Genomic DNA, 15,144 nt, shown 5'->3' on the forward strand with positions numbered 1-15,144 from the left:
AAAACAGACTGCACCTTTGCCGGTACACGACGTTTCGCCAGATGCGAAAGGTCAATAGAATAAAACGCCAGCCCGTGTTGTGCCAGCGCTTAACGCAACAAAATGCGTGATTATGGCGCGAGACGGTCGATTTTCCAGGCGTCGTTTTCACGCTGGTACAGAAAACGATCGTGCAGGCGATGTTCACCGCCCTGCCAGAACTCCATCGACTCGATTGGGACACGGTATCCGCCCCAAAAACTCGGCAGTGGCACTTCGCCCTGCTGGAATTTTTGTTTCAGTTCGAAGAATTTACTTTCGAGAATGCCACGCGCCGAAATACGGCTGGATTGTTTAGACACCCATGCGCCTATCTGGCTGTCACGCGGACGGCTATGGAAGTATTTCACCACTTCAAGCGTAGAAAGACGTTCAGCTTTACCCGTCACCATCACCTGGCGTTCCAGAGTATGCCAGGGGAATAACAGGCTGATTCGCGGATTGTTTTCAAGATGATGTGCTTTACGGCTGCCGAGGTTGGTATAGAACACCAGCCCTTTTTCGTCGTAATGTTTGAGCAACACGATGCGCTGATACGGTTGACCGTGTTCATCCACGGTCGCCACCACCATGGCGGTCGGGTCAGCGAGCTTAGCCTCACAGGCCTGGCTCAACCAACGTTCGAACAGTGCCAGCGGTTCAGCAGGAAGGTCGTGGCGGCGCAGGCCACCACGGGTGTACTCACGGCGCAGATGCGCGATTTGCTGCAGATCGTCGTTGTCAGACATGGCGTTTACGAAGTTGTCTTCAGGTAACGCTATTGTGCGCTGCCCTCAGCAAAATCTCAACGCTTCGGATTTTGTAACTGACAGTTATTCAGTACGATACGGTCACGCTTGTAAACCGTTGCGCTGTCGCCCTTCGACCAGAAAACATAGATGCCGTCGGTATAACGCGCACCCGATGCGGAAATGCCCTGCGTCAGCGTCTGCTGTTGGTTGTCATAGATGAAATCGACCTGCTGACGGGTGTTATTGAGGTGAACGGTCAACGGTTTTTCATCACACTGATATTGCAGGGTGTCGGTGTTCATCCGCTCAACGAACTGGTTGTAGTAGCTACAACCTGAGAGCATCAGGGGGGCTATCAACGGTACTACAGCGAGGAGAATTTTTTTCATTGGCTTGCCTTAAGACTGTCCTGGTCCCGGAGGGCAGTTGCCCTCCCTCAACACTTCCATTCTATCGGTAACAGCCACGCGACTCAGTCAGTTAACTCTTATTCTGCTCGGGGTTTGCAGGGAAAATGGCCCCCAGAACTGTTGCTTCACTCGCCCCCGTTACTGACGGTAGATTTCCTGGCAGCCCGGAAAGGGTGCGCCAGGCAAGCCACGCAAAGGCTAAACCTTCCATATCATCGCCACTGACACCCGCTTCATCCGTGGTGGTGACCTCCGTTCCTGGAAGCAACGCGGCGAGACGCGCCATTAATAGCGGATTACGACTTCCGCCGCCGCAGACCAACAGTCGCTCGCAGCCACCGCTCAGCAACACCTGCTCGCTGATGGTTACAGCCGTCAATTCCGTGAGCGTCGTCATCACATCTTTCGCCGCCAGTCCCGGATGCTTCGCTAACTGGCGTTCTAACCAGCCGTAGTTGAAATATTCGCGTCCGGTACTTTTCGGCGCAGGTAGGGCAAACCACGGGTCACTCAGCATTTCCTGTAACAGTGGGATAATGACTTTTCCGGAATTCGCCCACTCTGCGTCTTTGTCGTAAGGTTTACCGCACTGGCGCCAGATCCACGCATCCATCAGCATGTTTCCCGGACCGGTGTCATGCCCTTTTACCGGCAGTCCCGGACACAGTAACGACAGATTAGCAATACCACCGATATTCAGAACGATGCGACGCTCGTGCGGATTCGCTAACAACGCGTGATGGAATGCAGGCACCAACGGCGCACCCTGCCCACCCAGGGCAATGTCCCGTCTACGGAAATCCCCCACCACCGTGACACCTGTTTTGGCCGCAATAATGTTATTGTCACCGATTTGCAGCGTATGCGGTGCCTCGCTGTCCGGTTCATGCCAAACGGTCTGCCCATGACAACCAATTGCCACGATGTCACTCCCGGACAGCTTTTCCTGTGTCATTAGCGCCAACACGGCATCAGCAAACAGATGACCAAGACGCGTATCGAGCTGACCATATTGCGAAAGTGTCAGTTGTTGCCCCTGGCAAATGGCCAGAATATCTTCCTTGAGCGTAATGGGGATGGGATACGACAAGCTGGCCTGTTGCGCCACCATGCTATCGTCCATCGCCGCCAGCACGACATCTACACCGTCGAGGCTCGTGCCCGACATCACACCAATATAGCGACCCGATTTCATGCGCTTTCCTGAGTTCATGACAGAGATCTCCACTGAAACATAAAGTCTTTCTTAATACCATGATCCCATAGCAAAATTTAACAAACGAGAGCCACGGCACTTTGCCGGGCGAATTTGACGTGACAACACAACAGCGGTTTACCCTCGGTTAAGCACAAATAGCGTACAATTTTAGGCAGATCCTCGCAGAACATATGACCTGCGGTGCATAAATGCCATATAATTGCGGTGTAAGGATGCTCTCAAGAGCGTTTCTTGGTGAACAGGAGATTCATAAATGATGTTACGTGTATTGGCCGTTTCAATGATTGGTTTAACGCTTGGTGGTTGTGTTAGCAGCAGCGGCCTGTCCGGGGACGTTTATTCCGCATCCGAAGCCAAACAGGTTCAGAATGTAACCTACGGGACCATTGTTCATACCCGTCCGGTACAAATTCAGGGCGGCGATGATTCTAATGTCATCGGTGCTATCGGTGGCGCAGTGCTGGGTGGCTTCCTCGGTAATACCGTTGGCGGCGGCACAGGCCGTTCACTGGCTACGGCGGCAGGTGCTGTTGCAGGTGGCGTAGCGGGCCAGGGCGTTCAGGGTGCAATGAACAAAACCCAGGGCGTTGAGCTGGAAATCCGTAAAGACGACGGCAACACCATTATGGTTGTGCAGAAACAGGGCGATACTCAGTTCTCTGCGGGACAGCGCGTCGTGATGGCGAGCAACGGCAGCCAGGTTACCGTTTCCCCACGCTGATGATTCTGCGTGTGGCCTTTTGGTCACACGCTTCTCTTTACATTCCTTTCCGTGTTCTGCACTTTACTCACCGTTATTTCCTTAAATTTACCATTCCGAAATTTTCGGGTTCTTTAGTGAAATAATATTTGCGCCTGCGCAATATTTAATTGAATCGGGAATCGTACACTTATGGCCCTTCAGGCTGGATACCTGCTCTTTACTGCTTGCCATTTTGTGCTTCAGGATGTTACATGACCGGAATTAAATTGTTCCCTTTTAATCGCTTGCTTTTGTTTTTTGGCATCGCCCTATTTTCCATCGGCTTGCTGCATCTTTTTTCCAGCCAAGTCATTTATCGTATTCCTACGATGTCGCCTGTACTGTTTCCGGCCATCACGCTGTTCCTGATGATTTTTCACATTATGATTGCCTGTTTTATGGTGATGAAATACTTATGTGATAAACATCGGTTATACCTGATGGCCATTGCCTGTGCCTTCGCGGGGTCGACGGTGCTGATGCTGGGCACGCTCATCAGCTATTCAGACTGGCTGCTTTGCGCGTCGCCCACGCATGCTCGCTACAACGACGCGATTCTTTACTATTTTTTCCGTAATATATTGATGTCCATATTATTCACCGCATCAATATTTCTTTATCGCTATCGTCACAGCAATATACATAGCCGTCGCAATCACATTGTTATTCTTTCTTTGTGCATCGGTTTTACATTATTCATCCTATGCCTGTCATGGCTGTATTCAAGTCATTACAACGGAATGACGCTGTATCTTATTGATAATCTAACTCAACTGTTCTCACCACTTTGGCACCAATACCTGATCGGTGGCATGATATTTATCTGGTGCGTCACGCTGACATTTATGTTGGTAATGACCCGGATGCGAAATATATTTTGGTTCAGCGGCTATCTGTTTTGCGTGTTTTATATCTTCACCTTGATTTTATTGCTGCCATCGGTCTCCATCACCGGTTACACCTGGTATCAGGCACGTCTGTTCGAAACGGTTGCGACGCTGTTTTTAATTTTTGTCCTGCTATGTGATGTGTTTACGTTGTATAAGGAGTCAAACTCTCGCTATCTGCGCTCATACCAAAATTCGATCCGCGATACGATGACCGGTCTGTTCAACCGCAGCTTCTTCTATGATTCCCTGAAAAATCAGATGGCACATGTCTCCCCCGACGCGCCGCTCTCGGTCATCGTTTGCGATCTCGACCATTTCAAACGCATCAACGATCGCTACGGTCATCTTCAGGGTGATAAGGTGATTCAGTTCGTAGCCGAAATTCTTCAGGACACCATGAGCCAGGGCAGCATGGCGGCCCGTATCGGCGGTGAAGAGTTTGCCCTCCTGTTGAGCCACACCGACGCGTCAACCGCCCACAGCATTGCGGAGCAGATCCGTGAAACTGTCAGTGAGAGTAGCCACGAGCACCTGCCAGAGCAGGTCACCATCAGCATGGGGGTGTACACGGCTACACAACCGCAGGCGACGCATGAAGTTTGCGTCCAGCGCGCCGATGAAGCGATGTATCAGGCGAAAGAGAGTGGCCGTAACCGGGTGGTTCTCTGGAAAGAATAAGAAAAAAGGCCCTGATATCAGGGCCTTTCCGTTTCGTACAGAAAAAGGAAACTCAGTCTTTAATCTGTAGCTCGTTGATGTTTTGCTCCAGCTTACGAATAAGCCCAAGCAGTAAATCCAGTTCTTCAGGTGAGATGCCAGAGAGAATTTCCCCCCGCGTCTTACGGATCACCGCTTCCATATCTTCTATCAGCGGTTCCGCTTTCTCAGTCAGTTTAATACGTTTAGCACGACGGTCATTGGCGCAGGTCTGACGCGAAATCAAGCCTTTCTCCTCCAGTTGATCCAGCGTACGGACCAGAGAAGGCTGCTCGATACCAATCGCTTTAGCCAGTTGAATTTGAGACTGCTCAGGCGGCAACTGATGAATGTTATGCAGTGTCACCCAGTGAGTCTGTGTTAATTCCAGAGGTTTCAGGCGATGGTCAATCAGAGCACGCCAAATACGCACCAGTCGTGCCAGATCAGAACCCAGTGGCGATTCCAATTTCATCTCCTTATAATTAGCTTGCTAAGTTATTATACTGATTTTAGAATAGTGTGCAGCATTTAAATGACCAAAACAAATGTATTGCCTCGTCCCCGCTGGCTGACACAATGATTTACACTACTTGTTATTCTGACGCATCGCGCCCTTTAACCCGTAACGATGCCTTTGCAAAGGATTTTTGCTCGTGAAGCTTACGCTCAACACACCGGGACTTCCCCTACAGGACTTGATTGTCGGGGCTAACATCTATTTTCCGCCTCTGTTCAAGGCGGTCCTGCTCGGCTTTCTTATCTGGCTTCTCGCCCATCGTCTGTTGCGTGACTGGATGTATGCAGGCGACGTGTGGCATCCGCTGTTAATGGATCTTTCCCTGTTCGCGCTGGCAGTCTGCCTGGCGTTGCTTCTGATTGTGGCGTGGTAAAATAACTCGATGAAAAAGCTAAAATATTTCTCTACGCTGCTGGTCGCGGCTTTGGCGCTAATCGCGGTCTGGCTGGTGTGGAATTATTACATGCAATCCCCGTGGACCCGCGATGGCAAGATTCGTGCCGAGCAGGTCAGCATCACGCCTCAGGTCTCGGGCAGTATCACCGAACTCAATGTGCGCGATAACCAGGCAGTGAAAGCGGGCGATGTCCTTTTCCGACTTGACGCCACCCCCTTCCGCATTGCAGTCATGAATGCCCAGGCCCAGCACGCTAAGGCATTGTCTGATATGGCTAAAGCCCATTCGGACAGTGATAAAGCCCAAGCAGATATGGCGAAAGCGCGTCGCGAGGCCGACCGCCGTCGTGATTTGCCTAAAAACTTTATCTCGGCAGAAGATCTCGACACGGTAAACATTGCGCTACAAACGGCAAAAGCGAACGCCGAAGCCGCTCAGGCAAACGTCGCCGCCGCCAAAGCGAGCGCAGAGGCTGCCAATGCGGCCCTCGAACATGCCAACTGGCAACTGTCGCAAACAGAGGTCAAAGCACCGGTTGATGGTTGGGTCACCAACATGTCGACCCGCACCGGAGATTACGCCGCGGTTGGGCGACCGGTGTTTGCACTGATCGATAGCCACTCGTTCTATGTTATCGGTTACTTTGAAGAAACGAAGTTACGCCATATTCGTGCAGGCGGCCCGGCAAGCGTAGTGTTATACAGCAATGGTCAAACGTTACAGGGTCACGTTGCCAGCATTGGTCGCGCCATCTCCGACCAGAGCGTCGGCCCAGAAGGCAGTTTGATTGCGGACGTTAAGCCGACCATTCCGTGGGTTCGTCTGGCCCAGCGTGTCCCTGTTCGCATCGAATTCGATAAACTTCCGGACGATGTCATTCTGGTGTCCGGCACGACCTGCACCGTGTCGATTGGCGGTCAGTAATGAATTTACAGGCGCTCACCTGGCAGTCGCTTCCGTGGGTAAAAGCGACCCGTCCTCAATGGCGATACGCTTTGCGCAATGGCCTCGCCATGTGTCTGGCCCTGAGTTTTGCCTATTACATCAATCTTGATCAGCCCTATTGGGCGATGACTTCGGCTGCGGTGGTCAGTTTCCCCACCGTTGGCGGCGTTATCAGTAAAAGTTTAGGTCGTATCGCCGGAAGTTTACTCGGCGCACTGGCAGCTATTTTGATTGCCGGACACGCGATGACCGACCCATGGCTGTTCTTGTTAAGCCTGTCGGCGTGGATTGCCTTCTGTACCTGGACCTGCGCGATGTACATGAACAACGTCGCCTATGCGTTCCAGCTCGCGGGCTATACCTGCGCGATCATCGCGTTCCCGATGGTTAATCTGGTTGATGCCACGCATCTTTGGGCAATTGCTCAGGCGCGCGTCTGTGAGGTAATCCTCGGGATCCTGTGTGGGGCATTGATGATGATGATCCTGCCCAGCACCTCAGACGGCACCACGCTGCTGACCGCCCTAAAGAACATGCATGCCCGTATTCTGGAACACGCCAGCCTGTTATGGCAGCCAGACACCACTGACGCCATCCGTACCGCGCATGAGAGCGTCATCGGCCAAATCCTGACCATGAACCTGTTACGTATTCAGGCATTCTGGAGCCATTACCGTTTTCGCCGTTCGAACAGCCTGTTGAACTATCTCCTGCATCAACAATTACGCCTGACCAGCGTTATCTCCAGTCTACGGCGAATGCTGATCAATTGGCCTGAGTCACCTGCTAATACGCGTGCCGTGCTGGAAAGTTTGCTTGCGGAACTCGCAAAGCCTGGCGCGAATGCCTACACCGTCGCGCGGATTATTGCGCCGTTAGCCCCGCAGGACCCGATGAATTATCGGCACCACGCTTTCTGGCAACGGCTGCTCTATTTCTGCCGCCTGTATCAGACCTCAAGTCGTTGGTTGAAACGGCTTGAAAATGCTTCGGCTATCACCGAATTTGAGGTTCCCGCCGCGCCTGCACTGACTCGCAGGACCGATCATGCTGAAGCATTGTGGAATGGCGTTCGCACCTTTTTCGCGCTGATTATGGTCGGTGCGTGGACCATCAACACACAATGGTCATCTGGCCCTGCGGCACTGACGCTGGCGGCGATTTGCTGCGTACTCTTTTCAACATCACCCTCGCCGTTTAATTCTCTGACGCTCCTGCTACGCACCCTGCTTTTGCTGTCGCTGTTTAGCTTTGTGGTGAAATTTGGCCTGATGGTGCAACTCAGCGATTTGTGGCAGTTCCTTTTATTCCTGTTCCCGCTGATCGTCACCATGCAACTGTTCAAACTGCAAATGCCAAAGTACGCCGGGCTATGGGGTCAACTGGTGGTGTTTATGGGCTCGTTCATTTCGGTAACCAACCCGCCGGTTTATGATTTTGGCGGGTTTCTGAATGATAATCTGGCGAAAATCATCGGTGTGGGTTTAGCGTGGCTGGCCTTTGCCGTGTTGAAACCTGGCTCAGATGCCCGTAAAAGCCGACGACATATCCGGGCGTTACGGCGTCACTTTGTTGATCAGTTAAGCCGCCGTCCACAGCAAAGCGAACATGAATTTGAGTCGCTGGTGTACCACTACATCAGCCAGCTCAGCAGCAGTCAGGATGCCCTTGCCCGCCGCTGGCTTCTGCGTTGGGGCGTGGTGTTGTTAAACTGTACGCATGTGGTGTGGCAATTGCGCAGTTGGGAAACCCGTTCTGATCCCCTGGTACAAGTGCGCGACCTGTGCATCAGCCTGTTGCGTGATGTGATGAGCGAGCGCGGCGTGCAGCAACGCCCCCTGGCCTCGGCGCTGGCTGAACTCAAACGAATTTACGAAGCGTTAGGCCATCACCACCAGCCGGCTGCCAGAGAACTGGCAGCGATTATCTGGCGCCTGTATTGCTCTTTACTTCAGCTGGAACAGGCTCCGGAGTCTGGCACTATAGAAGAGCGGACTACTTAATCACGCCACAGGCAAAGCGCACGCCGCCACCACCGAGTGGTTTCGGCTGATCGGACATGTTATCTCCCCCGACGTGGATCATCAGCGCTTTGCCTTTAATCTCATCCAGCTTTTTCAAACGCGTTGCCAGCACGGGTTGTGTAGCTTTCCCATCGTTGTTTACCACTAACACCGGCAAATCACCGAGGTGCCCCATCCCGTTGGGCCCTTCATGCTTCCCTGAATGGTTTGGGTCGAAATGACCGCCAGCCGCTTCAGCCGCACTCGCTTTTCCGTCTTTCATTGCCGGCTGACAACTGCCCTTAGCATGAACATGGAAGCCATGTTCACCCGGTGGAAGTGCTTTGAGATCGGGCGCAAACTCGAGGCCTTTATCCGTCTCGGTAATTTTCACGTCACCGATAGACTGCCCGACGGCCTGTGACGTCACCAGATTCATTTCTACGTCGGTGCTGGCGGCATAAGCGCCGGTAGAGAGGGCAAGGGTCAATAATGTGAGGGTTATTCGCTGCATAGAACCTCCAAAAAAGAAAGTGTCCCTGATAAGTCTAAACCAGGAACACTTTTTTGGACGGAACGCGAGCGCAAAACGGGATTAAGGCACGTCGTATCCGAGCGCGGCCTTACGAATGCGGAACCACTGCTGGCGGGTCATGTCGAGATTTTCAGCAGCAATCGCAGAACGCACACGTTCAATTTTGCCAGAACCAATGATTGGCAACGGCTGTGATGGCAGACGCATCACCCAGGCGTAAACCACCTGTTCAATGCTTTCTGCATTCAGTTCTTTCGCCACCTGCGCCAGTTCGTCGCGCAGCGGCTGGAATTTCTCGTCGTTGAAGAGACTGCCGCCACCGAGGCAAGACCACGCCATCGGGCGCACGCGTAGCTGCTGCAGCTGATCGAGCGTACCATCCAGCAACAGCGGCTGATGCACTGGAGAAAGCTCAACCTGGTTTGTCGCCAGCGTAAACGGCAGACGTGACTGCAACAGAGAAAACTGTGCTGGCGTAAAGTTCGACACACCAAAGTGACGCACTTTGCCGCTTTGATGCAACTCGGTGAACGCTTCAGCCACTTCGTCCGCATCCATCAAAGGATCAGGACGGTGGATCAGCAGTAAATCCAGATTGTCGATCGCCAGATTCGTCAGCGACTGCTCGGCACTGCGGATGATGTGGTCTTTATCCGTGATGTAATGACCAATGGCGTTCTCTGCACGCGCGGTGGTGGCAATGCCGCACTTGCTGACCACTTCCATCCGCGAACGCAGATGCGGGGCCAGTTTCATCGCTTCGCCAAAAGCAGCTTCGCACAGGTAGCCGCCGTAGATATCGGCGTGATCAACGGTGGTAATGCCGAGGTCAAGATGCTCTTCAATAAAGCTGACCAGCTGCTGCGGGGACATGTTCCAGTCCATCAGACGCCAATAGCCCATCACAAAGCGGGAGAATTCCGGGCCATTTGGCGCGAGGGTAATACGCTGAACCATAGGTGCTTCCTCAACAGAAAATTTCATCGAGTATACGCACATTTAAGGTCAAAACAGTGAAGGCTGATCAGGTTCTTCAGGTAAAGCGGGTTTGTTTGCGCGGATTTTGCGCAGCAGACGTTGGCGGCAGAGACGTATCACTTCCTGCTTTTGCGCATCATTAAAATTTTGCCAGTTGAAACGCTCATCGCGGCTGCGCATACAGCCACGGCAATAACCGCGTTCATCGGACTGACAAATGCCCCGGCACGGGCTTTGTACCGGGAAAAACTCCAGTTGTTCTGCCACACCGCCCCCTGTTATGTGCTTCTTCTCATTGAAGCCTGTTAATTCGTATCCTGCAACCTCTCGCTTTTTTTTGCTTGCATTAGACCAATCGGTCTACTACATTGAGCCCCATGAACAGACACACTGAACACGACACCCGCGAACATATCCTCGCTACCGGCGAGCGCTTGTGTATGCACCGCGGCTTTACCGGAATGGGACTGAGCGAACTGCTGAAAACGGCGGAAGTGCCGAAGGGGTCGTTTTATCACTATTTCCGCTCTAAAGAAGCGTTCGGTGTCGCGATGCTGGAACGCCACTACGCAGACTATAACCTGCGTCTGTCAGATCATTTTGCCCATGGCAGCGGTAACTATCGCGACCGCTTGTTGGCGTATTATCAGCAAACGCTGAACCAGTTTTGCCAACAGGGCATTATCAGCGGCTGTCTGACGGTAAAACTCTCCGCAGAGGTCTGTGACCTCTCGGAAGTCATGCGTACGGAAATGAACAAAGGGGCCAGTCAGATTATTGTTTTACTGACCCATGCGCTTGAAGAAGGACGCAAAGAAAAGAGTCTCACCTTCCACGGTGATGCGCATACCCAGGCCGAAGTGTTGTATTCACTCTGGTTGGGGGCCAATCTTCAGGCCAAAATTTCACGCAGTGCGACGCCGCTGGAAAGCGCGCTCGAACATGCAAAGACTATGATTGCCACGCCTGGCTTGTAACAGGCGTTTTTATTTCACGAAAATCTAGACGACCGGTCTATTCAGGAGTCACCATGTCACAGAATAAACTCTTCACCCCGCTGAAAGTCGGCGCCGTAACGCTGCCAAACCGCGTACTGATGGCCCCACTGACGCGTCTGCGTAGCATTGAGCCGGGCGATATCCCGACACCACTGATGGGCGAATATTACCGTCAGCGCGCAAGCTCTGGCCTGATCATCTCCGAAGCGACACAGATTTCTGCTCAGGCGAAAGGCTATGCTGGTGCGCCAGGTCTGCACAGCCCTGAACAAGTTGCCGCATGGAAAAAAATCACCGACGGCGTTCACGCTGAAAACGGTCATATGGCTGTACAGCTGTGGCACACCGGTCGTATTTCTCACAACAGCCTCCAGCCTGGCGGTCAGGCGCCGGTTGCCCCTTCGGCGCTGAGCGCAGGCACACGTACTTCCCTGCGTGATGCTAACGGTCACGCGACCCGTGAAGACACATCCCTGCCGCGTGCCCTGGAAACCGAAGAAATCCCTGGCATCGTGAACGATTTCCGCCAGGCAGTTGCCAATGCACGTGAAGCCGGTTTCGACCTGGTTGAACTGCACTCGGCGCACGGTTATTTGCTGCACCAGTTCCTGTCACCTTCAGCAAACCAGCGTACTGACCAGTACGGCGGTAGCGTCGAAAACCGTACCCGTCTGGTGCTGGAAGTGGTCGATGCCGTCAGCAAAGAGTGGAGCGCCGATCGTATTGGTATCCGCGTCTCACCTATCGGCTCTTTCCAGAACACCGACAACGGCCCGAACGAAGAAGCCGATGCGCTGTACTTCATCGAAGAGCTAGGCAAACGCGGGATCGCCTATCTGCACATGTCCGAGCCAGACTGGGCCGGTGGTCAGCCTTATACCGAGGAATTCCGTCGCAAGGTGCGTGAGCGCTTCCACGGCCCAATCATCGGTGCGGGCGCTTATACCCCGGAAAAAGCGGAAGACCTGATTGAAAAAGGGCTGATTGATGCCGTCGCATTTGGCCGTGCATATATCGCGAACCCAGACCTGGTTGCGCGTCTGGAGCGTAAAGCGGAACTGAACCCGCAACGTCCGGAAAGCTTCTACGGCGGCGATGCTGAAGGCTACACCGATTACCCTACGCTTTAACCCCCCTCTTAGATTGATAGCGGCGGTCATCCGCCGCTATACTGACAGTCCTGCTTTACAAACAACACTTTAAGGGGAAGAGAATGCGCCTACTTCACACCATGCTGCGTGTTGGCAATTTGCAACGTTCCATCGAGTTTTACACCAATGTGCTGGGCATGAAACTGCTGCGCACCAGCGAAAACCCGGAATACAAATACTCCCTCGCCTTCGTCGGCTACGGCCCTGAGAGCGAAGAAGCGGTTCTCGAACTGACGTACAACTGGGACGTCGAAAGCTACGATCTGGGCACCGCTTACGGTCATATCGCGCTTAGCGTCGATAACGCGGCAGAAGCCTGCGAGCGCATCCGTAAAAACGGCGGCAACGTCACGCGTGAAGCCGGTCCTGTCAAAGGCGGAACTACCGTCATTGCTTTTGTTGAAGATCCCGATGGCTATAAAATCGAACTGATTGAAGCCAAAGACGCCGGGAAAGGTCTTGGTGACTGACATACGTCAGTTCAAGCGTTAATGGGTGCTAAGGCACCCGTTTTTTTGCGCCCGCTTCTGCTGCAACCGCTGGCAAAATTTGCCATAATGCGCGCTACTTTTTGTAAGCCTAAGAGATCCTGATGTCCGACAACGCTCAACGTAATGCACTGTGCGACCGCTTCCGTGGTTTTTATCCTGTAGTGATTGATGTAGAAACCGCGGGCTTTAACGCCAAAACGGATGCCTTGCTGGAAGTCGCTGCCGTGACGTTAAAAATGGACGAAGATGGCTGGATCATGCCGGACAGCACACTGCATTTTCATGTTGAACCGTTTGAAGGGGCTAATCTGGTCCCGGAAGCGTTGGCATTTAACGGTATCGATCCGAACGATCCTGAGCGTGGCGCAGTCAGCGAATATGACGCGCTGCACGCCATCTTTAAAGAAGTGCGTAAAGGCATGAAGGAGCAGGAATGCAATCGCGCCATTATTGTGGCGCACAATGCGACCTTCGATCACAGCTTTATGATGGTCGCCGCTGAACGTGCCGGGTTAAAGCGCAACCCTTTCCACCCTTTCGTCACCTTCGATACCGCAGCACTCAGTGGCCTGGCTTTAGGGCAAACCGTACTGTCAAAAGCCTGTCTCGCGGCAGGTATGGAGTTCGACGGTAATCAGGCGCACTCGGCACTCTATGATACTGAACAGACGGCACAGTTATTTTGCGAAATCGTCAACCGCTGGAAGCGCCTCGGTGGCTGGCCGTTGCCGCCCCCCGAAAACGAAGCATAAAAAAAGCGACCATTTGGTCGCTTTTTTGTTGTCTGCCAAAGACTTACTCAGCAGTCTGCTCGTCGTCTTTGTACTTCGCTGCAGTCTCTTTGATCAGCGTCTGCAACTCACCGCGCTGGTACATTTCAATCAGAATGTCACAGCCGCCTACCAGCTCACCGTCAATCCACAGCTGCGGGAAGGTTGGCCAGTTAGCGTATTTCGGTAACTCAGCACGGATATCCGGGTTTTGCAGAATATCGACGTAAGCAAAGCGCTCGCCACAGGCGGAAAGCGCCTGAACCGCCTGAGCAGAGAAACCGCAGCTTGGCAGCTTCGGGGAACCCTTCATGTACAGGAGGATTGGGTTTTCAGCGATTTGGGTTTGGATTTTCTCAAGAGTCGTGCTCATTGTCTTGCTTCCTTAAACTTCTTTTTATGGCAGTAGTCAGTAAGTGTAACGCCAACCACGGCTGTCAGAAAATAACATTTTCTTCACGCATAGACATTTTACCTCTGACCTTTTGAAGATGCCTCAAAAATGTGTGCTTATCGGCCTGAGCCCCAGAAACTTGAACATTTTCCGAACGCATTATGTCTGTGTTGACGCATTTATTTGCAGTCGCTAACGAAACTGAGCATCAGATACAAAAAGTCTATTAACAATTACGGTTTTTATGCATTAGAATCGATTCGCTTTGTCAATCATACCCAGGCATGACTGTTTGCCTGCCTAACAGAGGAACGCTCAGTGGCGCGGATAAATAAAATTTCGATCACGCTCTGTGCTTTACTGTTTACATCGTTATCTATTACACCTTTGTCCCATGCGTCGGAGCAGGCGCGTACGTCTGCCTCTCAAAAGTCGCATCAGGCCAAAACAGACCGTAAAAAGAAAACGACCGGCAGCAAGACAAAGACCACCGCTAAAAATACCAGCAAAAAGAAAACCAGTACCGTAAAACAAAAAACGGCCGCTAAATCCTCCAAAAAAACTACCGCCAGCAAAACCGCTTCCATTCGCAAAACGCAAAGCCCGGCGCTGAAATCAGCCTCAGCCAAAATGGTGCAAAAATGCAGCGTGCGTAAAGGGCATAAGAAGAAATGCGTTAGCGAAAAGCCATTGACCATTGCGGATGCGCACAAAGCACGTGTGCAAAAAGCGCAAAAAACGGCGATGAATAAATTGATGGGCCAGATTGGCAAACCGTACCGTTGGGGTGGCACCTCACCGCGTACCGGTTTCGATTGTAGCGGTCTGGTTTATTACGCGTATAAAGATCTGGTGAAATTCCGCATTCCGCGCACGGCGAATGAAATGTATCACCTGCGCGATGCGCGCTCTGTTGATCGTGGCGAGCTGCAAAGTGGTGACCTGGTGTTCTTCCGCACTCGTGGTCGTGGCACTGCTGACCACGTGGGCGTGTACGTCGGTAACGGCAAATTCATTCAGTCCCCACGCAGCGGCCGTGATATTCAAATCACCTCGCTGAGCGAAGATTATTGGGCGAACCACTATGTGGGCGCACGTCGCGTCATGACGCCGAAAACCATTCGCTGATCCCTGCCCTGTCGTTATCTCAACAGGGTAAGTTCCTCTTTAGCCACATCTTTTAATTTGCTACCCTACCCCTACTCGATACAAGGTTATTGAGTATTAAAACAATA

18 protein-coding genes are annotated in these 15,144 nt (G+C 52.5%); 10 read left to right on the forward strand and 8 right to left on the reverse strand.

Features of this window, described 5'->3' with window-relative positions; genetic code table 11:
• Window positions 1-110: 110 nt before the first annotated feature.
• From pdxH to anmK, 3 genes are all read right to left on the reverse strand, one after another.
• Window positions 111-767, reverse strand: a complete 657-nt coding sequence (gene pdxH, locus VH187_RS11980; protein WP_329701678.1) for a pyridoxamine 5'-phosphate oxidase — start codon at window positions 765-767, stop codon at window positions 111-113.
• Between the two features lie 56 nt (window positions 768-823).
• On the reverse strand, window positions 824-1,159 hold the full coding sequence (mliC, locus tag VH187_RS11985) for a C-type lysozyme inhibitor (RefSeq protein ID WP_329701679.1): 336 nt from the start codon (window positions 1,157-1,159) through the stop codon (window positions 824-826).
• A 91-nt stretch (window positions 1,160-1,250) separates the two neighbouring features.
• On the reverse strand, window positions 1,251-2,375 hold the full coding sequence (gene anmK, locus VH187_RS11990; RefSeq protein WP_329701727.1) for an anhydro-N-acetylmuramic acid kinase: 1,125 nt from the start codon (window positions 2,373-2,375) through the stop codon (window positions 1,251-1,253).
• Window positions 2,376-2,652: 277 nt separating this feature from the next.
• Here anmK and slyB point away from each other — a divergent pair, with 277 nt between their 5' ends.
• Window positions 2,653-3,120: an outer membrane lipoprotein SlyB gene (slyB, locus tag VH187_RS11995; protein WP_329701680.1), complete on the forward strand. Its 468-nt coding sequence runs from the start codon at window positions 2,653-2,655 to the stop codon at window positions 3,118-3,120.
• Between the two features lie 233 nt (window positions 3,121-3,353).
• Entirely contained in the window at window positions 3,354-4,709 is a 1,356-nt protein-coding gene (locus tag VH187_RS12000; RefSeq protein ID WP_329701681.1) for a sensor domain-containing diguanylate cyclase, read from the forward strand.
• Between the two features lie 52 nt (window positions 4,710-4,761).
• Here the strand turns inward: VH187_RS12000 and slyA are convergent, their stop codons facing one another.
• Window positions 4,762-5,202 (reverse strand): transcriptional regulator SlyA, encoded by a 441-nt coding sequence (gene slyA / locus VH187_RS12005; protein ID WP_329701682.1) that lies wholly within the window; start codon window positions 5,200-5,202, stop codon window positions 4,762-4,764.
• A 181-nt stretch (window positions 5,203-5,383) separates the two neighbouring features.
• Between slyA and VH187_RS12010 the strand changes: the two genes are divergently transcribed.
• From VH187_RS12010 to VH187_RS12020, 3 genes are read left to right on the forward strand one after another with little or no spacing between them, the layout of a single operon-like run.
• Window positions 5,384-5,620, forward strand: coding sequence for a DUF1656 domain-containing protein (locus tag VH187_RS12010; RefSeq protein ID WP_329701683.1), 237 nt, complete (start codon window positions 5,384-5,386; stop codon window positions 5,618-5,620).
• Window positions 5,621-5,629: 9 nt separating this feature from the next.
• On the forward strand, window positions 5,630-6,568 hold the full coding sequence (locus tag VH187_RS12015) for an HlyD family secretion protein (RefSeq protein ID WP_329701684.1): 939 nt from the start codon (window positions 5,630-5,632) through the stop codon (window positions 6,566-6,568).
• Window positions 6,568-8,592, forward strand: a complete 2,025-nt coding sequence (locus tag VH187_RS12020) for an FUSC family protein (protein WP_329701685.1) — start codon at window positions 6,568-6,570, stop codon at window positions 8,590-8,592. The genes VH187_RS12015 and VH187_RS12020 overlap by 1 nt, the downstream gene beginning before the upstream one ends.
• Here VH187_RS12020 and sodC read toward each other — a convergent pair.
• From sodC to VH187_RS12035, 3 genes are all read right to left on the reverse strand, one after another.
• Window positions 8,585-9,106, reverse strand: coding sequence for a superoxide dismutase [Cu-Zn] SodC (sodC, locus tag VH187_RS12025; protein ID WP_329701686.1), 522 nt, complete (start codon window positions 9,104-9,106; stop codon window positions 8,585-8,587). The genes VH187_RS12020 and sodC overlap by 8 nt on opposite strands.
• Window positions 9,107-9,187: 81 nt before the next feature.
• Window positions 9,188-10,084: an aldo/keto reductase gene (locus VH187_RS12030; protein WP_329701687.1), complete on the reverse strand. Its 897-nt coding sequence runs from the start codon at window positions 10,082-10,084 to the stop codon at window positions 9,188-9,190.
• A 48-nt stretch (window positions 10,085-10,132) separates the two neighbouring features.
• Window positions 10,133-10,372, reverse strand: coding sequence for a DUF1289 domain-containing protein (locus tag VH187_RS12035; protein ID WP_329701688.1), 240 nt, complete (start codon window positions 10,370-10,372; stop codon window positions 10,133-10,135).
• A 110-nt stretch (window positions 10,373-10,482) separates the two neighbouring features.
• Here VH187_RS12035 and VH187_RS12040 point away from each other — a divergent pair, with 110 nt between their 5' ends.
• The 4 genes from VH187_RS12040 (at window position 10,483) to rnt (ending at window position 13,497) form a co-directional block, all read left to right on the forward strand.
• Window positions 10,483-11,082, forward strand: a complete 600-nt coding sequence (locus tag VH187_RS12040; protein ID WP_329701689.1) for a TetR/AcrR family transcriptional regulator — start codon at window positions 10,483-10,485, stop codon at window positions 11,080-11,082.
• 53 nt (window positions 11,083-11,135) lie between these two features.
• Window positions 11,136-12,233, forward strand: coding sequence for an alkene reductase (nemA, locus tag VH187_RS12045; protein ID WP_329701690.1), 1,098 nt, complete (start codon window positions 11,136-11,138; stop codon window positions 12,231-12,233).
• An 83-nt stretch (window positions 12,234-12,316) separates the two neighbouring features.
• On the forward strand, window positions 12,317-12,724 hold the full coding sequence (gene gloA / locus VH187_RS12050) for a lactoylglutathione lyase (RefSeq protein WP_329701691.1): 408 nt from the start codon (window positions 12,317-12,319) through the stop codon (window positions 12,722-12,724).
• 122 nt (window positions 12,725-12,846) lie between these two features.
• A complete protein-coding gene (gene rnt, locus VH187_RS12055) occupies window positions 12,847-13,497 on the forward strand; it encodes a ribonuclease T (RefSeq protein WP_329701692.1) in 651 nt (216 codons plus the stop codon).
• A gap of 43 nt (window positions 13,498-13,540) precedes the next feature.
• Here rnt and VH187_RS12060 read toward each other — a convergent pair whose 3' ends face one another.
• Complete coding sequence (locus tag VH187_RS12060; protein WP_329701693.1) at window positions 13,541-13,888, reverse strand: Grx4 family monothiol glutaredoxin; 348 nt, start codon at window positions 13,886-13,888, stop codon at window positions 13,541-13,543.
• Window positions 13,889-14,227: 339 nt separating this feature from the next.
• On the opposite strand from VH187_RS12060, the gene VH187_RS12065 reads away from it, so the two are divergent.
• Window positions 14,228-15,037 carry a C40 family peptidase gene (locus VH187_RS12065; protein WP_329701694.1) on the forward strand — a complete coding sequence of 270 codons (810 nt, stop codon included), beginning with the start codon at window positions 14,228-14,230 and terminating at the stop codon, window positions 15,035-15,037.
• Window positions 15,038-15,144 lie beyond the last annotated feature (107 nt).

It is taken from the genome of Scandinavium sp. (genome assembly GCF_036271055.1).
GTDB lineage: Bacteria > Pseudomonadota > Gammaproteobacteria > Enterobacterales > Enterobacteriaceae > Scandinavium.